The sequence below is a fragment of the Pseudomonas sp. FG35 genome (assembly GCF_057809295.1).
Genome location: NZ_JBMDJR010000006.1, coordinates 134,554 through 154,155, shown reverse-complemented (window position 1 = coordinate 154,155; position 19,602 = coordinate 134,554). Strand labels below are relative to the sequence as shown.

At 62.2% G+C, this 19,602-nt stretch carries 17 protein-coding genes; 12 read left to right on the top strand and 5 right to left on the bottom strand.

The window, feature by feature from the left end; genetic code table 11:
- Positions 1 to 80: 80 nt before the first annotated feature.
- The 3 genes from rimA to rimK are packed head-to-tail and all read left to right on the top strand — an operon-like array spanning position 81 to position 2,258.
- Complete coding sequence (rimA, locus tag ACODTD_RS14050; protein WP_011331965.1) at positions 81 to 860, top strand: S6 modification regulatory phosphodiesterase RimA; 780 nt, start codon at positions 81 to 83, stop codon at positions 858 to 860.
- Between the two features lie 16 nt (positions 861 to 876).
- The gene (rimB, locus tag ACODTD_RS14045) at positions 877 to 1,356 is read left to right on the top strand and encodes a retropepsin-like aspartic endopeptidase RimB (protein WP_011331964.1); all 480 of its coding nucleotides are present in this window, start codon (positions 877 to 879) and stop codon (positions 1,354 to 1,356) included.
- Entirely contained in the window at positions 1,353 to 2,258 is a 906-nt protein-coding gene (gene rimK, locus ACODTD_RS14040; protein ID WP_007949201.1) for a 30S ribosomal protein S6--L-glutamate ligase, read from the top strand. Before rimB ends, rimK begins: the two co-directional genes overlap by 4 nt.
- Before the next feature lie 35 nt (positions 2,259 to 2,293).
- Here rimK and ACODTD_RS14035 read toward each other — a convergent pair whose 3' ends face one another.
- The gene (locus tag ACODTD_RS14035) at positions 2,294 to 3,607 is read right to left on the bottom strand and encodes an ATP-binding protein (RefSeq protein ID WP_007952691.1); all 1,314 of its coding nucleotides are present in this window, start codon (positions 3,605 to 3,607) and stop codon (positions 2,294 to 2,296) included.
- Positions 3,608 to 3,721: 114 nt separating this feature from the next.
- Entirely contained in the window at positions 3,722 to 4,462 is a 741-nt protein-coding gene (gene ompR / locus ACODTD_RS14030; protein WP_007952694.1) for an osmolarity response regulator transcription factor OmpR, read from the bottom strand.
- A 360-nt stretch (positions 4,463 to 4,822) separates the two neighbouring features.
- On the opposite strand from ompR, the gene ACODTD_RS14025 reads away from it, so the two are divergent.
- From ACODTD_RS14025 to tauD, 7 genes are all read left to right on the top strand, one after another.
- Positions 4,823 to 7,147: a Tex family protein gene (locus tag ACODTD_RS14025; RefSeq protein ID WP_011331963.1), complete on the top strand. Its 2,325-nt coding sequence runs from the start codon at positions 4,823 to 4,825 to the stop codon at positions 7,145 to 7,147.
- Complete coding sequence (locus ACODTD_RS14020) at positions 7,147 to 7,530, top strand: PaaI family thioesterase (RefSeq protein WP_201817938.1); 384 nt, start codon at positions 7,147 to 7,149, stop codon at positions 7,528 to 7,530. Before ACODTD_RS14025 ends, ACODTD_RS14020 begins: the two co-directional genes overlap by 1 nt.
- A 214-nt stretch (positions 7,531 to 7,744) precedes the next feature.
- On the top strand, positions 7,745 to 9,328 hold the full coding sequence (gshA, locus tag ACODTD_RS14015; protein WP_007952700.1) for a glutamate--cysteine ligase: 1,584 nt from the start codon (positions 7,745 to 7,747) through the stop codon (positions 9,326 to 9,328).
- 194 nt (positions 9,329 to 9,522) lie between these two features.
- Positions 9,523 to 10,500, top strand: a complete 978-nt coding sequence (gene tauA / locus ACODTD_RS14010; protein WP_201817939.1) for a taurine ABC transporter substrate-binding protein — start codon at positions 9,523 to 9,525, stop codon at positions 10,498 to 10,500.
- 16 nt (positions 10,501 to 10,516) lie between these two features.
- Positions 10,517 to 11,311 (top strand): taurine ABC transporter ATP-binding subunit, encoded by a 795-nt coding sequence (gene tauB, locus ACODTD_RS14005; RefSeq protein ID WP_011331959.1) that lies wholly within the window; start codon positions 10,517 to 10,519, stop codon positions 11,309 to 11,311.
- The gene (gene tauC, locus ACODTD_RS14000) at positions 11,308 to 12,147 is read left to right on the top strand and encodes a taurine ABC transporter permease TauC (RefSeq protein WP_221615545.1); all 840 of its coding nucleotides are present in this window, start codon (positions 11,308 to 11,310) and stop codon (positions 12,145 to 12,147) included. The genes tauB and tauC overlap by 4 nt, the downstream gene beginning before the upstream one ends.
- A gap of 57 nt (positions 12,148 to 12,204) precedes the next feature.
- A complete protein-coding gene (tauD, locus tag ACODTD_RS13995; RefSeq protein WP_489104949.1) occupies positions 12,205 to 13,047 on the top strand; it encodes a taurine dioxygenase in 843 nt (280 codons plus the stop codon).
- 219 nt (positions 13,048 to 13,266) lie between these two features.
- On the opposite strand, the gene mgrA is transcribed toward tauD, so the two are convergent.
- The 3 genes from mgrA to ACODTD_RS13980 are packed head-to-tail and all read right to left on the bottom strand — an operon-like array spanning position 13,267 to position 17,890.
- Positions 13,267 to 14,304 (bottom strand): L-glyceraldehyde 3-phosphate reductase, encoded by a 1,038-nt coding sequence (gene mgrA / locus ACODTD_RS13990; protein ID WP_011331956.1) that lies wholly within the window; start codon positions 14,302 to 14,304, stop codon positions 13,267 to 13,269.
- 39 nt (positions 14,305 to 14,343) lie between these two features.
- Positions 14,344 to 15,663 (bottom strand): LLM class flavin-dependent oxidoreductase, encoded by a 1,320-nt coding sequence (locus tag ACODTD_RS13985; RefSeq protein WP_221615547.1) that lies wholly within the window; start codon positions 15,661 to 15,663, stop codon positions 14,344 to 14,346.
- 1 nt (position 15,664) lies between these two features.
- Entirely contained in the window at positions 15,665 to 17,890 is a 2,226-nt protein-coding gene (locus ACODTD_RS13980; protein WP_489104948.1) for a TonB-dependent receptor, read from the bottom strand.
- A 206-nt stretch (positions 17,891 to 18,096) separates the two neighbouring features.
- Between ACODTD_RS13980 and ACODTD_RS13975 the strand changes: the two genes are divergently transcribed.
- Both ACODTD_RS13975 and ACODTD_RS13970 read left to right on the top strand, forming a co-directional pair.
- Positions 18,097 to 19,134, top strand: a complete 1,038-nt coding sequence (locus ACODTD_RS13975) for a LacI family DNA-binding transcriptional regulator (RefSeq protein ID WP_011331953.1) — start codon at positions 18,097 to 18,099, stop codon at positions 19,132 to 19,134.
- Between the two features lie 199 nt (positions 19,135 to 19,333).
- Positions 19,334 to 19,594, top strand: coding sequence for a hypothetical protein (locus ACODTD_RS13970; protein WP_201817942.1), 261 nt, complete (start codon positions 19,334 to 19,336; stop codon positions 19,592 to 19,594).
- The last annotated feature ends 8 nt before the right edge of the window (positions 19,595 to 19,602 follow it).

The window sequence follows — 19,602 nt, the reverse complement described above, 5'->3', positions numbered from 1 at the left end:
TACCGATTCTGTCGGGCGCAAGAACTCGGCCCTCCAGATAAACTGTGATCTTCGCCGGTTCAACGGCATGGAGTGATCGAGTGACCAAATTTCCGTCTTCATTGACCTCACCCCAATCCGGGTGCCAGGGCTGCCAGCAAAGCGAGCCGCTGGGCTTCGATTTTTCCTTCGCCTATCAGCCCATCGTGGATCTGCGGGACAAGTCGGTGTACGCCTACGAGGCCCTGGTCCGCGGTACGGCCGGTGAAGGTGCGTTAACCGTGCTGGATCAAGTTACAGAAGATAACCGCTACCGTTTCGACCAGCTCTGCCGGACTCGCGCCATCGAAGGCGCAGCCGGGCTTAATATGCAGACACACTTGTCGATCAACTTCATGCCCAACGCCGTCTATCGTCCAGAGCTGTGCATACGGAGCACGTTGGAAGCAGCAAAAAAACACAATTTCCCGGTCGACCGGCTGATTTTCGAAACACTGGAAAGCGAGCATGTAGATAACTATCGCCATTTGACCAATATTCTGCGTGAATACCGCGAATTCGGCTTCAAGACGGCCATCGACGATTTCGGTGCCGGGTATTCGGGGCTCAATCTGCTGGCCGATTTCCAGCCGGACCTGATCAAACTCGACATGGCGCTGATCCGCGATATCGACCATGACCGTGTACGTCAGGCTATCGTTCGGGGGATTGTCACAATCTGTGCGGAGTTGGGCGTTACAGTCATCGCCGAAGGCATAGAGAGTGCGGGTGAACGGGATTTCCTGGCGGACTGCGGAATATTTCTGATGCAGGGTTACTGGTTCGCCAGACCCGCATTCAAAGCGTTAGCCCAGGTGTCCCCTGAAGCGTGGACGCGTTAATCGTTGGTTTTTTCCATTGAAGACATTTGACCATTTGACCGTTATCGGTCTGCGCGAGTGGGTGGCGCTTCCGGATCTGGGAGTCGCTGGCCTTCGGGCAAAAATCGACACCGGCGCCAGCACCTCCAGCCTGCATGCCACCGACATCGAGCCGTTCGAACGCGACGGCGAGAAGTGGGTGCGTTTCACCGCGCACCTGGGCACTGTCGTGCAGTTGCGCCATCGTCGATGCGAAGCGCCGCTGGTTGCCCGCAAGACCATCAAGAGTTCGAACGGCCAGGCCCAGGTGCGCTACGTGATCAGCACCACCCTGGCCCTGGGTGACCGGGTCTGGCCGATCGAGTTCACCCTCGCTTGCCGCAAGTCCATGCGCTATCGCCTGTTGCTCGGTTCCAAAGCCCTGATCGACGGCCAGCTGGTGGTCAATCCGGGCATCAAATATGTACAAGACAAGCCGGTGTTCCCGGTATCTACCTCCTCCACAGGTGTTGCATGAAGATCGCTGTGCTGTCGCGGAACCCGCGTCTGTATTCCACCCGTCGTCTGGTCGAAGCCGGAACCGAACGCGGGCATGAAATGGTGGTGATCGACACCTTGCGCGCCTATATGAATATTGCCAGCCACAAGCCACAGATCCACTACCGTGGCAAGCCGCTGGAGGGTTTCGATGCAGTGATCCCGCGGATCGGCGCGTCGGTGACGTTTTATGGCTGCGCAGTGTTGCGCCAGTTTGAAATGATGGGCGTGTTTCCGCTCAACGAATCGGTGGCCATCGCCCGCTCGCGGGACAAGCTGCGTTCGCTGCAATTGCTGTCGCGCCGGGGCATCGGTTTGCCGGTGACCGGTTTCGCCCACTCGCCGGACGACATTCCCGACTTGATCGACATGGTCAACGGCGCGCCGCTGGTGATCAAGGTGCTGGAAGGCACCCAGGGCATCGGCGTGGTGTTGTGTGAAACCGCGACGGCGGCGGAGTCGGTGATCGAGGCGTTCATGGGCCTGAAGCAGAACATCATGGTGCAGGAATACATCAAGGAGGCCGGCGGCGCCGACATCCGCTGCTTCGTGGTCGGCGACAAGGTGATCGCGGCGATGAAGCGTCAGGCCAAGCCTGGCGAGTTCCGCTCCAACCTGCACCGCGGCGGCAGTGCCAGCCTGATCAAGATCACCCCGGAAGAACGCATGACCGCGCTGCGTGCGGCCAAGGTCATGGGCTTGGCGGTGGCGGGCGTGGATATTTTGCGTTCCAACCACGGCCCGCTGGTGATGGAAGTGAACTCGTCACCGGGTCTGGAAGGGATCGAAACCACCACGGGCAAGAACGTGGCGGGGATCATCATCGAGCATCTCGAGAAGAATGGCGGGCCGAACATGACCCGCACAAAAGGCAAGGGCTGAACCTTGAATCAGGCGGCCGCAAGGTCGCCTGAAACTTAAACCGCGTCTCGCGGCAGCATCAATCCCAGCGGCAACCGAACCCGTGCTTCCAGCCCGCCACCAGAGCGGTTGCGCAGTTCGACATTGCCGCCGTGCATCGAAGCAATCCGCTTCACAATCGCCAGTCCCAGCCCGGTGCCCTTCCCGCCCCGCGCACGATCGCCACGGGTGAACGGGTTGAAGATCGCCTCAAGTTCGGAAGGATCGATACCTGCCCCCCGGTCCATCACGCTCAGCACCACATACGGCGCACTGGTGTCACCGGACACATAGGCCGCGACGTCCACGCTGCCGCCGGCATGATTCAACGCGTTGCCAATCAGGTTGTTCAGCAAGCGCTTCATCGACACCCGACGCAACGGGAACGGCTGGATCGGCTCCAGGCGAAGGCGCACTTTCTCTTCCGTCTGGTTGTAGGGCGCCGCCACTTCACGCACCAGATCGCTGAGATCCACCTCCTCCACCGACTCGTCCCGACCATCGCGAATGAACGCGAGGAACTGATCGAGAATCGCGTCCATGTCTTCGATGTCGCGCACCATGTCGTCGGTCAGGTCGGTGCGGTCGCCCATCAACTCCAGCGACAACCGCAAACGAGTCAGCGGCGTCCGCAAGTCATGGGACACCCCCGCCAGCATCAGCTCACGCTCGCGACCGGCCTGCTCGACGTCTTCGGCCATCTGGTTGAAGGCGCGATACACCTCGGCCATCTCGCTGGGGGTGTCACTGATCGGCAGGCGCACGCTGCGGCCCTGGCCGAGTTGCCGGGCGGCGTAGACCAGACGCTTCAGTGGTTGGTTGAGCTGGCTGACGAAAATCCAGGCGGACGCCGTGGACAGCAAACCGATCGCCAGGAACCAGCCGAGCACGTTCCAGATTTTCTGGCCACGCAACGGGTGTGGATACAGTGGCACTTTCAGCCAGCCGTCACCGAGGCTCGGCGCACGAACCCACAAGGCCGGCGGCGAGTGCATGCGCAAGCGCACTTCGGTGTCGGCCCCCAGCTCCGCCTGCATCTGCCGCTGGTAGATTTCGCTGTACGGCCAGTGCTGTTCGCCTTCCGGCACACCGGCGCCCACCACCCGGATCAGCGTGGCAGCATCGGCGATTTTCGCGCGGTTTTCTTCGTCGGCAGCCCAGTAGGCGCGCAGCGTCAGGGCGACGCCATGGCTGTATTGGCGGTCCACCAGCACGTCCTCGTTCATCAACAGATAAACCAGGGTCAATGCCTTGGAAAACAATACGACGATCAGCACCAGCCACAGGGTGCGGGAGAAGAAACTTTGGGGGAACCAGACGGGGGTTTTCATGGATAACCGCTACACACTTGCAGGAGCGAGCAATGCTCGCATATTGCGGATTGCGAGTCTGCGCGGACGGCGTTTCCGACCGTTTCCCGCAGACCCGCTCCTACAAATCACCCATCACTTGGTGGAGTTGCCATCCGGCACGAACACGTAGCCGACACCCCAGACAGTCTGGATGTAGCGCGGCTTGGAAGGATCGGGTTCGATCATCCGGCGCAGACGGGAAATCTGCACGTCGATGGAACGCTCCAGGGCATCCCACTCACGGCCACGGGCCAGGTTCATCAGCTTGTCGCGGGTCAGCGGCTGACGGGCGTTCATCACCAGGGCCTTGAGTACCGCAAACTCGCCGGTGGTGAGCATGTGCACTTCGTCGCCGCGTTTGAGTTCGCGGGTGGCCAGGGACAGCACGTAGTCGCCGAACGTGACGTTTTCTTCTTCACTGCCCGGCGCGCCCGGCACCGGCGCGGCCTGACGGCGCAGCACGGCTTTGACGCGAGCCATCAGCTCGTCCGGGTTGAACGGCTTGGCCAGGTAGTCGTCGGCGCCCAGTTCCAGGCCCTTGATACGGCTCAGCTCGTCACCCTTGGCAGTGAGCATGATGATCGGAATCTGATTGTTCGCGCCACGCAGGCGGCGGCAAGCGGTCAGGCCGTCTTCGCCCGGCAGCATCAGGTCGAGGACGACCAGGTTGAACACTTCACGCGACAGCAGACGGTCCATCTGCTCGGTATTCGGTACGGCGCGGGCACGATAGCCCTTGCTGACGAAAAAGCGTTCCAGCAGGCTGCTCAGCCCCGGATCGTCGTCAACGATGAGAATTTTTTCGCCTTCAGCAGTTTGTGCAGTGCTGCTCATTGGATGCTCCTTTTAGCTCGGCGCGCATTATGGCGTAGCTGCCGTTATACGCACCGTGTGCATTGTTAGCAGATTTTTCCTTCACTGCCAGAAAACCGGGGCTTGAGCCTACAGACTGTGTCGCCCCCGAATGACAGAACGCTGGTTATAATGCGCGGCCTTTTGTGTCAGGCAACGTCTGAATCGTTACCGAAGGTGGCCGTCCCTTATTTTCATGGGCGCCGCAGTAATTGTTCGATTTCACGGGTCAATGGGATGCCTTTTGACCCAGGCAGCGGCCAGCATCAAGCCGCCCCACCAGACTCCGGGCCTTCATTTACGCGCCTGCGAGCCTGCTTTCACAATTTGTCAGGTGGTTTTATGGACAGCATCAACAGCCGCATCGCCGAGGAACTCGGCGTACGCCCACAACAGGTCGAAGCGGCCGTCGCGCTACTCGATGAAGGCTCTACCGTTCCCTTCATCGCCCGTTACCGGAAAGAAGTGACCGGCAGCCTCGATGACACCCAACTGCGTCATCTGGAAGAGCGTCTGCGCTACCTGCGAGAACTCGACGAACGGCGCATCAGCATTCTTTCCAGCATTCAGGAGCAGGGCAAACTCACCCCTGAGCTGGAGCGCGAAATCAAACTCGCCGACACCAAGACCCGCCTCGAAGACTTGTACCTGCCGTACAAGCAGAAGCGCCGCACCAAGGGCCAGATCGCCCTGGAAGCCGGCCTCGGCGAACTGGCCGACGGTCTGTTCAACGACCCGTCGCTGGCCCCGGAAGCCGAAGCCGCGCGCTTCATCGACGCCGAAAAAGGCGTGGCCGACGTCAAGGCAGCGCTGGAAGGCGCCAAGTACATCCTCATGGAGCGCTTCGCCGAAGACGCCAACCTGCTGGAAAAACTGCGCACCTACCTGAAACAGGAAGCCACCCTCAGTGCCCGCGTGATCGCCGGCAAGGAAGAGGAAGGCGCCAAGTTCCGTGACTACTTCGAACACGACGAACCGCTGAAAAGCATGCCGTCGCACCGCGCGCTGGCGATTTTCCGTGGCCGCAACGAAGGCATTCTCAGCTCCGCGCTGAAAGTCGGCGAAGAGCTGCCGGGCACCCTGCACCCGTGCGAAGGCATGATCGGCCAGCACGTCGGCATCCAGAACCAGAACCGTCCGGCCGACAAGTGGCTGAGTGAAGTGGTGCGCTGGACCTGGAAGGTCAAGCTCTACACCCACCTGGAAACCGACTTGCTCGGCGAGCTGCGCGACGGCGCCGAAACCGAAGCGATCAACGTGTTCGCCCACAACCTGCACGACCTGCTGCTGGCCGCCCCGGCCGGCCCGCGCGCGACTCTGGGCCTCGACCCGGGCCTGCGCACCGGCTGCAAGGTTGCGGTGGTCGACTCCACCGGCAAGCTGCTGGATCACGCCACGGTTTACCCGCACGTGCCGCACAACAAATGGGATCAGACCATCGCCATCCTGGCCGCCCTGTGCGCCAAGCACTCGGTCGACCTGATCGCCATCGGCAACGGCACCGCCAGCCGTGAGACCGACAAGCTGGCGATCGAACTGATCAAAAAATACCCAGCGATGAAAATGACCAAAGTCATGGTCTCCGAAGCCGGCGCATCGGTGTATTCGGCATCGGAACTGGCAGCCAAGGAATTCCCGGATCTGGACGTGTCGATCCGTGGCGCGGTATCGATCGCCCGTCGTCTGCAGGATCCGCTGGCCGAACTGGTGAAAATCGATCCGAAATCCATCGGTGTCGGCCAGTACCAGCACGACGTGTCGCAGCTGAAACTGGCGCGCGGTCTGGACGCCGTGGTCGAGGACTGCGTGAACGCCGTGGGCGTGGACGTGAACACTGCCTCCGTGGCGCTGCTGGCGCGGATCTCCGGCCTCAACGCGACCCTGGCGCAGAACATCGTGGCCCACCGTGACGAGCACGGCGCGTTCAAGACTCGCGCGGCGCTGAAGAAAGTCGCGCGTCTGGGCGAGAAAACCTTCGAACAGGCCGCCGGCTTCCTGCGTGTGATGAACGGCGACAACCCACTGGATTCCTCGGCCGTTCACCCGGAAGCCTATCCGCTGGTGCAACGCATCGCCGCTGAAACCGACCGCGACATTCGCTCGCTGATCGGCGACGCCGCGTTCCTCAAGCGTCTGGATCCGAAGAAATTCACCGACGAGACCTTCGGTCTGCCAACCGTTACCGACATCCTGCAAGAGCTGGAAAAACCGGGCCGAGACCCGCGTCCGGAGTTCAAGACCGCCGAGTTCCAGGAAGGCGTCGAGGACCTGAAGGACCTGCAACTGGGGATGATCCTCGAAGGCGTGGTGACCAACGTGACCGCGTTCGGTGCATTCGTCGACATCGGCGTGCATCAGGACGGTCTGGTGCACATTTCGGCGCTGTCGGAGAAATTCATCAAGGATCCGCGCGAAGCCGTGAAGGCCGGCGACGTGGTGAAAGTGAAGGTCATGGAAGTCGACATCCCGCGCAAACGCGTCGGCCTGTCGATGCGCATGAGCGACACCCCGGGCGAGAAGATCGACGGTGCCCGTGGCTCGCGTCCGGGCTCGGCACCACGCCAGTCGCAAGGTTCGGCGCCACGCAAGGAAAGCACCCCGGCGGCTCCAGCCAATAACGCGATGGCGTCGTTGTTTGCCAACGCCAAGCAGTTGAAGAAACGCTGATGGATATGCCGGCCGGGCTCGTCGAGAGCGCGTTTTTCAAGCTGTTGGGCTGCCGCCTGCACAGCCTGGAAACCGGGGTGGCGCAAGTCGCCCTGGTGCTGGAACCCGAACTGCGCAACCGCGGTGGCAAGCTGCACGGTGGCGCGTTGTTCAGTCTGGTGGATATCGCCATGGGGCTGGCCTGTTCCAGCACCCACGGCTTCGACCTGCAGAGCGCGACCATCGAGTGCAAGATCAACTACATCCGCGCCGTCTCTGAAGGCGAGGTGATGTGCACGGCGCGGGTGATCCACCCGGGCCGGCGCACGCTGGTGGTCGAAGCCGACGTGATGCAGGGCGACAAACTGGTCGCAAAAGCGCAAGGCACGTTCGCTGTCCTGTAGATGTTGTTCATCATTTTGAGTTAATTTCGGCGCTGTGATCGCAGCGTCGGAGTTTTCCTCGCCCGCGTCTGCCAGATTCAGGGACTGAAGTTGGCGTTTCCAATGGGGCTTTCATGGCCCGAAAACCAGGCGAAAACGCCAGTTTCAACTTCACCCTTGTAGACCGTCCTGCCCACCCCCATATTGGGGCGACTGACGCGTGAAGGAATCCAAATTGAGCGAACTTCTCAACCGCCGCCTGGCTCTGCTCGGCGAGCGCGCTAACCTCTCTCTGCTTGAGCAGTGCCTTCACGGTATCGAACGTGAATGCCTGCGCGTGACCGGCGAAGGCCGCCTGGCCCAAACGCCGCACCCTGAAGCCCTGGGTTCCGCGCTGACCAACGAACAGATCACGACCGACTATTCCGAGTCGCTGCTGGAGTTCATCACGCCCGCCCTGCCAGACCCTGCCGACACCCTGGCGAGCCTGGACAAGATTCATCGCTTCGCCTACAGCAAGCTCGGCAACGAGTACCTGTGGAGTCCATCGATGCCGTGCCCGTTGCCGGCCGAGGAAGACATCCCGATCGCCTATTACGGTACCTCCAACATCGGTCAGCTCAAGTACGTCTACCGCAAGGGTCTGGCCCTGCGTTACGGCAAGACCATGCAGTGCATCGCCGGGATTCACTACAACTTCTCCCTGCCGGAAAAGCTCTGGCCGCTGCTCAAGGAAGCCGAAGGCTTCGTCGGCACCGACCGGGATTTCCAGTCGTCTTCCTATATCGCGCTGATCCGTAACTTCCGCCGCTACAGCTGGCTGCTGATGTACCTGTTCGGTGCTTCGCCGGCGCTGGACGCGGGTTTCCTGCGCGGTCGTGCGCACCAGTTGGAACAGCTGGATCCGGACACCCTGTACCTGCCCTACGCCACCAGCCTGCGCATGAGCGATCTCGGTTACCAGAGCAACGCCCAGGCCGGTCTGACACCTTGCTACAACGACCTGGCGAGCTACACCGACAGCCTGCGCAAAGCGGTGGCGACGCCGTACGCGCCGTATGTCGAAGTCGGCACGCACCAGGATGGCGAGTGGGTGCAACTGAACACCAACATCCTGCAGATCGAAAACGAGTACTACTCGAACATCCGCCCGAAACGCGTGACCTACACCGGCGAGCGTCCGATCCAGGCCCTGATGGCCCGTGGCATCCAGTACGTCGAAGTGCGCTGCCTGGACATCAACCCGTTCCTGCCAATGGGCATCGACCTCACCGAGTCGCGCTTCCTCGACGCGTTCCTGCTGTACTGCGCGCTGAACGAAAGCCCGCTGCTGACCAACAACTCCTGCGGCAACGCCACCTCCAACTTCCTCAGCGTGGTCAAGGAAGGTCGTCGTCCGGGCCTGCAATTGCAGCGCGACGGCCAACCGGTCGAGCTGAAGGAATGGGCCGCCGAACTGCTGGAAAAAATCGCTCCGCTGGCGGCGCTGCTGGATCAAAGCCACGGCGGCGATGCCCACAGCAAGGCACTCGATGCGCAACTGGCCAAGGTTAAGGATTCGTCCCTGACGCCTTCGGCCCAGGTGCTGGCGGCGATGGCAGCGCACAAGGAAAGCTTCGCGCAATTCTCCCTGCGCCAGAGCCAGGCCCATGCCGAGTTCTTCCGCAGCGAGCCGTTGGCGGCTGAGGAACAGGCGAAGTTTGAAGAACTGGCGCGGTCTTCGCTGGCGCAGCAGGCTGAGCTGGAGCAAAACGAAGTTGGCGATTTCGACGTGTTTGTCGGGTCGTATCAGGCGAGCATTCTGGCGATCAGTAACTGATCGCTTCCATCCGTGATCTTTGATCGTTCCCACGCAGAGCGTGGGAACGATCACCTTCTCTCCCAACTATCACGTTCTCTCCCTTAGATTTTTCCGCTCATAAGCTCATTCTAAAAAGTTATTTATTTTTAGATTCTTAGATCATTTAGTCTCCTTTCACGCCGACGCTCGGTCGCCTGATATGGAGCTCTTCAATGAAACTGAATTTCCCGCTTCGCCTGCTGGCCGTGGCCTCTCTGGCCGCTGCGAGTTTCCTGGCTCAGGCCGCCGACCTCACCGTCGCCTACCAGACCACCGTTGACCCGGCGAAAGTCGCCCAGGCCGACGGTGCCTACGAGAAAGCCATCAAGGCTGACATCAACTGGCGCAAATTCGATAACGGCGCCGACATCATTGCCGCCATCGCGTCCGGTGACGTGCAGATCGGCTACCTCGGTTCCAGCCCGCTGACCGCCGCGATCACCCGCAAAGTTCCGGTGGAAACCTTCCTCATCGCCACCCAGATCGGCGCCGCCGAAGCACTGGTCGCCCGTGACGGCTCCGGCATCAAGACGCCGCAGGATCTGGTCGGCAAGAAAATCGCCGTGCCGTTCGTGTCCACCGGTCACTACAGCCTGCTGGCCGCGCTGAAGCACTGGAACATCGATCCATCGAAAGTCACCGTCCTCAACCTCGCCCCGCCAGCGATCATTGCTGCGTGGAAACGCGGTGACATCGACGCCACCTACGTCTGGGATCCAGCGCTGGGTGTGGCCAAGGAAAACGGCAAAGTGCTGATCACTTCCGGTGAACTGGCCAAGTTCGGCGCGCCGACCTTCGACGCCTGGATCGTGCGCAAGGACTTCGCCGAGAAGCACCCGGAAATCGTCACCGCCTTCGCCAAGGTCACCCTCGACGCCTACGCCGACTACCGCAAGGATCCGAAAGCCTGGCTCGCCAACCAGAGCAACGTCGACAAGCTGGTGAAGCTCTCCGGCGCCAAGGCCAGCGACATCCCATTGCTGCTGCAAGGCAACGTCTACCCACTGGCAGCGGATCAAGTCAGCGACCTCGGCGCTCCGACCACCAAAGCCATCACCGACACCGCCACGTTCCTCAAGGAGCAAGGCAAGGTCGAAGCGGTACTGCCGGACTACGCGCCGTACGTCAGCGCCAAGTACATCACCAACTGATCGGGAGTGAATCGCGATGGCCTTGCTACAGCTGGAGCGCATCAGCGCACAGTATCCCGGCAGCCCGGAACCGGTACTGTCCGACATTTCCCTGACCCTCGGCCCTCAGCAATTGCTGGTGGCCCTCGGCCCCTCCGGCAGTGGCAAGACTTCGCTGTTGAACCTGATTGCCGGTTTCGTCGAACCGAGCGCCGGCCGCATCACCCTCGACAACGTGCCGGTCAAAGGCCCGAGCGCCGAGCGCGGCGTGGTGTTCCAGGACGACGCCCTGCTGCCCTGGCAGGACGTGCTGGCCAACGTTGCCTTCGGTCTGGAACTGGCCGGTGTGGCCAAGGACAAACGCGAACAGCGCGCCCGGGAAATGCTCGCGCTGGTCGATCTTTCCGGTTTTGAACACCGTCGCATCTGGCAGCTTTCCGGCGGCCAGAAGCAGCGTGTCGGCCTGGCCCGCGCCCTCGCGGCGGACCCGCGTGTGTTGCTGATGGACGAGCCCTTCGGTGCTCTTGATGCTTTCACCCGCGAGCAGATGCAGGAGCTGTTGCTGCAAGTCTGGCAACGCACCGCCAAACCGGTGTTCCTGATTACCCACGACATTGAAGAAGCGGTGTTCCTCGCCACTGACCTGATTCTGCTGGCGCCGAATCCGGGGCAGATCGTCGAGCGTCTGCACCTGGACTTCGGCCAGCGCTACGCCGCCGGCGAATCGGCGCGGGCGATCAAGTCCGATCCGCGCTTCATCGAAACCCGCGAGCACGTGCTGGCCAAAGTGTTCTCGCAACGCAGCGCCGTTCAGCGGCAGGAGCGCGCATGAGCAGTTACGACGTTTCCGCTACCGCCGTGAAACCCGCCGCCACGTCGGTGGTGATTCCCGTGCGCCGCAGCCTCAGCACCCGCTGGATCAGCCTGCTGACCCTGTTCGCATTGTTGGTGATCTGGTGGGCGGTGACGGCCAGTGGCCTGATCGAGCCGCTGTTCTTGCCGCCACCGTCCGCCGTGCTGCAAGAAGGCTGGTTGCTGGCGACCACGGGCTATATGGATTCGACGTTGTGGCAGCACTTGGCCGCGAGCCTGAGCCGCATCGGTCTGGGCCTGGGTTTTGCGATTCTGACTGCCGTGCCGGTGGGCATCGCCATCGGCGCCAACCGCATCGCCCGTGGCGTGCTGGATCCGCTGATCGAGTTCTACCGGCCGATTCCGCCACTCGCCTATTTGCCGCTGATCGTGATCTGGTGCGGCATCGGCGAGTTGTCGAAAGTGCTGCTGATCTATCTGGCGATTTTCGCCCCGATCGCGATTGCCACCGCCACCGGCGTGCGCACCGTCGACCCGGCCAAACTGCGCGCCGCCCAGTCGCTGGGCGCCACTCGCGCACAACTGATCCGCCATGTGATTTTGCCAAGCGCCCTGCCGGACATTCTGACCGGTGTGCGCATTGGCCTGGGTGTGGGTTGGTCGACGCTGGTCGCCGCCGAACTGATCGCGGCCACCAGCGGCCTGGGCTTCATGGTGCAGTCGGCTGCGCAGTTCCTGGTCACCGATGTGGTGGTGCTGGGGATTCTGGTCATCGCCCTGATCGCCTTCGCGATGGAGATGGGCCTGCGCGCCCTGCAACGCAAACTGGTGCCGTGGCACGGCCAGGCCCACTGATTTTTCAGCACTGACTACCCCGACAGTTTCGGGGCCCCGGAATTGAAGAGAACCACCATGAGCAGCCTGAACATCACCCCGTTAAGCTCGGCCCTCGGCGCACAGATCAGCGGCGTCGACATCAGCCAGCCGCTGAACCAGGAACAGCGCGACGCCATCGAGCAGGCGCTGCTCAAGTTTCAAGTGCTGTTCTTTCGCAATCAGCCGATCGAACCTTCGCAACAGGCGCGCTTCGCCCACTATTTCGGCGACTTGCACATTCACCCGATCTACCCGAACGTGCCGGAACAACCGGAAGTGCTGATCCTCGACACCGCCGTCACCGACGTGCGCGACAACGCGATCTGGCACACCGACGTGACCTTCCTGCCGACCCCGGCCATGGGTGCGGTGCTCAGCGCCAAGCTGTTGCCGGAGTTTGGTGGCGACACGCTGTGGGCCAGCGGGATCGCTGCGTACGAAGCGCTCTCGGCGCCGATGAAAGCGCTGCTCGAAGGGCTGACCGCGACTCACGATTTCACCCGCTCGTTTCCGCTGGAGCGCTATGGCAACACGCCGGAGGCACTGGCGCAGTGGGAAGAGGCGCGGCGCAAGAATCCACCGCTGTCGCATCCGGTGATTCGCACGCACCCGGTGAGCGGACGGCGTTCGTTGTTCGTCAACGAAGGGTTCACGTCGAAGATCAATGAGCTGTCGGAAACCGAGAGCGAAGCGGTGTTGAAGTTCTTGTTCGCGCATGCGACGCGGCCGGAGTTCACCATTCGCTGGCGCTGGCAGAAGGACGACATTGCGTTCTGGGACAACCGCGTGACGCAACATTACGCGGTGGATGACTACCGGCCGGCGCGGCGGGTGATGCAGCGGGCTACGGTGTTGGGGGATGTGCCGTTTTTTCGCTGAGCCTTTAACGCCAGAGCAAAATCAAGAGCCCCCCTCACCCTAACCCTCTCCCGGAGGGAGAGGGGACTGACCGAGGTGTTTTGTCGCTATACACCGACCTGAAATATCGAATCGAACTCGGGTTTGAAAAGCACGGAGATTTGCTCCCTTTCCCCCTCGCCCCCCCTTGGGGAGAGGGCTGGGGTGAGGGGGGATCTATCTGACCCGCCCCAGTTTCGATCACTCCGCCGTCGAAGGCTTCTCCCAAAGATTGATCCCGCCCTCCTGGGCAAACCGGTCAATCTCCGCCAGTTCCTCAGCACTGAAGCTCAGATTCTTCAACGCCCCGACGTTCTCGACAATCTGCTCCGGCCGGCTCGCGCCGATCAGCGCCGAAGTCACCCGCGGATCCCGCAGTGTCCACGCCAATGCCAGTTGCGCCAGGCTCTGGCCACGACGCTTGGCGATCTCGTTCAGCGCCCGAACGTGAGCGATGTTGGCCTCGGACAAGTGCGAAGCCTGCAAAGAACCACCGCCCGGACGGTTGACCCGCGCATCCGCCGGCACGCCGTTGAGGTATTTGTCGGTCAGCAGACCCTGCGCCAGCGGGGTGAAGGCAATCACGCCGGTGCCGAGTTCGTCGGTGGTGTCGAGCAGGTCCTTTTCCACCCAGCGGTTGAGCAGGTTGTACGCTGGCTGGTGAATCAGCAGCGGCACTTTCCACTCTTTGAGCAATGCGGCGATTTCGCGGGTTTTCACTCCGGAGTACGACGAGATGCCGATGTACAGCGCCTTGCCCTGCTGCACCGCCGTGGCAAGGGCGCTGGCGGTTTCTTCCAGTGGCGTGTCCGGGTCGAAGCGGTGCGAATAGAAAATATCCACATAGTCCAGGCCCAGGCGTTGCAGGCTCTGGTCGAGGCTGGCCAGCACGTATTTGCGCGAACCGCCACCCTGGCCGTAAGGGCCGGGCCACATGTCCCAACCGGCCTTGCTGGAGATGATCAGTTCATCGCGGTACTGCTTGAAGTCTTCGCGCAGCAAACGGCCGAAGTTGATCTCGGCGCTGCCGTAGGGCGGGCCATAGTTGTTGGCCAGGTCGAAGTGGTTGATGCCCAGGTCGAACGCCGTGCGCAGCAACGAGCGCTGGGTGTCGATCGGCGTGCTGTCGCCGAAGTTGTGCCACAGGCCCAGGGACAGCGCCGGCAGCACCAGACCGCTGCGTCCGACGCGGCGGTAAGGGATGGAGTCATAGCGGTTTTCGGCAGCGGTGTAAGTCATCGAATCCTCTCTTGTCGGTCTTGAATCGGGTGTCGATTGCTACGCAAATCTGTTGCGGGGCCGGGCGAGGCCAAGGTTCTGGCGCAAGGTCCGGCCCTCGTATTCGGTTCTGAACAGCCCACGCCGTTGCAGTTCCGGGACCACGCCGTTGGCGAAGTCTTCGAGCCCGCCGGGCAGGTGCGGCACCAGCACGTTGAAGCCGTCCGCCGCGCCCTGCTCGAACCATTCCTGCAAACGGTCGGCAATCTGCGCCGGAGTGCCGACGACGCTGTAATGCCCGCGACCGCCAGCGATTCTGCGGCCCAGTTCGGCCAGGGTCAGATGCTCGCGGCCGGCCAGTTCGGTCAGCAGTTTCTGTCGACTCTGCTGACCGCTGTCGGTCAGCGGCAACTCCGGCAGCGGCCCGTCCAGCGGGTACTTCGATAGATCGAAGTTGCCCAGCATACGCCCAAGCAGGGCGATGCCCACCTCGGGTTCGACCAATTGCTGAAACGTTTCACATTTTTCCTGCGCTTCGGCTTCCGTCTGCCCGACCACGACAAACACGCCGGGCATGATTTTCAGCGAATCGGCACTGCGTCCGTACTTCGGCAAGCGTCCCTTGAGGTCGGCGTAAAACGCCTGAGCGCTGGCCAGTGAGGTCTGCGCGGTGAACACCACTTCGGCCGTCTGCGCCGCCAGTTCACGCCCGGTTTCCGACGAGCCGGCCTGCACGATCACCGGCTGACCCTGTGGCGAACGCGCGACATTCAGCGGGCCTTTGACCCGGAAGTGCTCACCGACGTGATCCAGCACATGCAGTTTTTCCGGGTCGTAATACGCGCCACTGACCTTGTCGCGGAGAAAGGCATCGTCCTGCCAACTGTCCCAAAGCCCGGTGACCACCTGATGAAATTCCCGGGCGCGGCTGTAGCGTTCGGCATGGCCGATGTGTTCGTCGCGGCCGAAATTCTGCGCTTCGGCGGCGTTGTCGGAGGTCACCAGATTCCACCCCGCCCGCCCGCCGGACAGGTGATCGAGCGAAGCGAATTTACGCGCCACGTGGTACGGCTCGTTGTAGCTGGTGGTGGCGGTGGCGATCAGGCCGATGTGCTCGGTCACTGCGCTCAGTGCCGAGAGCAAGGTCAGCGGCTCGAAATGATCGGAACGGGCCATGCGGCTGGCGATGTCCTGGGTCGGGGCGGCGACGCTGTCGGCGACGAACAAGGTGTCGAACTTCGCCGCCTCGGCAATCTGCGCCAGGCGTTTGTAGTGGGCGAAATCCAGCCCGGCGTTAGCCGGCACATTCGGGTGACGCCACGCGGCGACGTGGTGCCCGGTGGCCATGAGGAACGCGCCGAGTTTCAGCTGTCTGCTCATCTCAGAAGTCCTTGCGCAGTTGCACACCGAAGTAGCGCTCGTCGTCGCGAGGTACGGCGCGGTAGATGTAGTTGCCACCGCTGGCGAGCAATGGCGAATACGACTTGTCGGTGAGGTTCTTGCCCAGCAATGCCACGCGCCAGCCATTGGTGTAATCGGCCAGGGCCACGCTGGCATTCCAGAGACCGTAGGCGGCCTGCTTGGTGTCGGCGTTCTGGCTGATGTCGTACTGCACTTCGCTCTGCCAGCTGTAGTCGGTGCCGAGTTCGATATCCAGGCCGTTATCCAGCGGGATGGTGTAGTCGGCCCGCACGTAGCTTTTCCAGTCCGGGCTGAACGGCAGCGGCTTGCCGTTGACGTTGCACGACGCCGCCGCGCCCGCCGGGCAGGCGAACTCGTCGATGCGGGCGCGGGTGTAGGCCAGCGCGCCGGAGAACTTCAGTTGCTGGGTCGCCTGCAGGGCGAAATCAAGTTCCACGCCCTCGGTGCTGACGCTACCGGCGTTGATCAGGCGCGTTACCACTTGCCCGGCAACGGTGTCGAAAAAGTTCGCCTGGTAGTTGTCGTAGTCGCTGTGGAAAACCGCCAGGTTGGTGGTCAGGCGATTGTTCCAGCTTGAGGCTTTGATCCCCACCTCCCAAGTGTTGGAAGTCTCCGGTTTCAGCGCTTCGGTATCGCGCGGCTGCATGTTGAAGAACACGTTGTAGGCCGGGCCTTTGTAACCACGCGAATAGGTCAGGTAGGTGGTGACGGTATCGCTCAGGTCGTACTGCAAACCGAGCCGGCCGGACCAGCCGTCCTCGTCCACCGAACCGGAGCTGCGAGTGGCCGGTTGAATGCCGCTGACGGTGGTGGCGGACGTGGAGACGCGACGGTGATCGTATTCGAGATCGTCGTGGGTGTAGCGCAGGCCGGCGATGCCACGCAAATCCGAAGTGAAATTCAGCGTGCTCTCGCCGAACACCGCGTAGCTGTCGCTGGTGGTGCTGTAATCGGCAACGCCGCGATCAGTGCGCGTGGTGGTCGTCAGTGTGCGCTGATAGGTCTCGTCGTCCTTGCCGTGCATGTAGAACAGGCCGCCGACGTATTCGAGGAACTCGCCTTTCGGCGACGCCAGCCGCAGCTCCTGCGAGTACTGATCGAAGGCCAGATCGCCCTTGTCCGCCGTGCCGGGGAACGCAGCCGTCACCGTGCCGAGGCGGTCGCCATCCTGATACTGAGTGTTGTCCCAGCCGCGCCACGCGGTAATCGAGGTCAGGGTGTAATCCCCCAGTTGCCAATCGAGCTGGCCGGACAGGCCCTTGTTGGTGTCCTCGACGTGGGAACGGGTGTCGGTGTTGATGTCGCGGTTGTGGCTGGTGGCACTGACCGGGCTCAACGCATTGGCGAAAGCCGGGGTCAGAGCCTTGGTCACGACGCCGTTGGGGCCGTCATCGTGGGACTGCATGTAGTCGGCGATCAGGGTGAAGGTGATGTCGTCGTTCGGGGTGAATTCCAGTTTGCCGCGCACGCCACGATGGTTATAGCCGTTGACCTCCTGACCGTTGTGCTGGTTGTCGACGTTGCCGTCGTACGTGCCGAACAAGGTGCTGATCGAGCCCTTGAGCGTGTCCGGAATCAGACTGCCGCCGATGCCGAAACGGGTGCGGCTTTCGTTGCCGCTGTAGTACGACTGATCGATGTAGCCGTGGGTCTCGGCGGTCGGCGCCTTGCTGGTGATGTTCAGCACGCCGGCCGAAGCGTTCTTGCCGAACAGCGTGCCTTGCGGGCCGCGCAGAACTTCGACGCGTTCCAGGTCCAGCAGATCGAGAGTGGACTGGCCGGGACGGGCATAGACCACGCCATCGATCACCGTGGCCACGGTCGGCTCGACGCCTGGCGAGGTGGAAATCGTCCCCACGCCACGCACGAACAACGAGGTGTCCTTGTTCGATGCGCCGGTGCGGAAATTCAGCGACGGCACTTGCTGGACGATACTCGCCACGCTGTTGCGGTTGTCGCGTTCCAACTGCTCGCCGTCGATCACCGACACCGCCACCGGGACCTTTTGCAGCGACTCTTCGCGGCGGGTGGCGGTGACCGTGACGGACTTGAGTGTCGGCTCCTGATCGGTGCTGTCGGCGGCGAACGCGGCCGGCAGCGGCAGCGCAGCCAGCCCGGTGATTAGCCAGCCCGCAGCGCGGATCGATTGCGCCAGTTTGTGTGTCGCCCCAGGAATGTTGTGCATGTTTGCCCGCTCGGAAAGTTGCCCTGAACCGCTGCCGTTCTGCGACGACAGCGCCTGTCTCGGTGTCTTGGGCATTCGCTCGAGCGAGTAGCAGACAACGCGCATTGTTAGCGCTAACATCGCCAGTATTGGCAAGCCGGACATAGACCGTCCAATACTGAAAGATTACTTTTATATGCGTTTTGGTTTTTAAGAAGGGTCGAGCCTTGAGCGAAGAAAAGCCCCGCAAACGCCGTGGCGCCGGCCGCGTGACCCTCAACGCGGTGGCGCGCCAGGCCGGTGTTTCGGCGATCACCGTGTCGCGCTATTTCAACCAGCCGGAACAGGTCTCGCCCGAGCGTCGCGAACGGATCGCGGCGGTGGTCGCCGAACTGGGTTATGTGCCGAATCTGGTGGCCGGCGGACTCGCCTCTGCACGGGGGAAAATCGTCGGCATGGTGATCCCGAACATCTCCGGGCCGATCTTTGCCAACACCATTCAGGGCTTCAGCGACACCCTCAGCCGTCACGGTTATCAGCTGTTGCTGGCATCGAGTTACTTCAGCACCGAGCAGGAAGAAAACGCCGTGCGGGCGTTCCTCGGCTGGTCGCCGGCGGCGCTGGTGGTCACCAGTCACTTCCACAGCGCGGGCACGGAAAAGATGCTCGCCGAAGCGGATATTCCGGTGGTTGAAACCTGGGATTACCAACCGGATCGCGAGCCGATGCAGATCGGCTTTTCGCACTTTGAAGTGGGGGTCAGTGCCGCTCGTTATCTGCATGACAAAGGCTACCGGCGAATCGCCTTCGTGCAGAACAGCGCACCCGGCGACTTCAGCGCACTGGAGCGCCGCGACGGTTATGCGGCGACCGTGCGTGAGCTAGGACTTGAGCCCTGGGTATTCGCACCCGACACCGATCGAGCCCCGTTCGAGGCCGGCAAGCAAGCGATGCAAGCGCTGATGAACGCCTCACCCCGCCCGGACGCGATCATCTTCGCCAACGACAACCTCGCCGCCGGCGGCCTGCTCGCCGGACAACGCGCCGGCCTTAAGATCCCCGAAGACTGCGCCGTCCTCGGCTTCGGCGACTACCCGTTCGCCGAAATGCTGCTGCCGAGCCTGAGCACCATCAAACCGCCCGCGCTGGAGATCGGTGTACTGGCGGCGACGCGGGTGCTGGAAAGTCTGGGCGTGCTGCCGAGTGATGAGGTGCAGCGGTTGAATCTGCTGCAATGCACAGTCATTGAGCGGGAAAGTATCTGACGAATATGGCGTGGGCGGGTTTGGCTATGCTCTAAATGAAACCGAGGTGGCGCCTTCGCGGGCAAGCCCGCTCCCACAGGTTCTGTGTTGCGTACAGAATCTGTGGAGGACACAGAACCCTTGTGGGAGCGGCGGTGCGACGATTCGACTTGCCCGCGAAGGCGCCCGACCAAACACCGACTATGCCGCAGGCCTCCCCATGCACACCGCAATCATCATCTTCTTCGGCCTGATCCTGCTGGCGCTGATGTTCTACATCGGCGAGCGCATCGGTTTCAGTCGGCAGACGCTGGCCTATGGTTTCGCGGCGTTGTGGCTGGCGTTGACGGTGATCAATGGTGCGGTCGGCGTGGTGCACGCCGGGCAGCCGCTGGGGACGGAGATTGCGATCGGCAGCGCCGTGTATGGCGTGCCGCTGGCGGCGATGGTGTTGTTCATGGTGCTGAGCGCCGAGACCTGAAAGCGTCC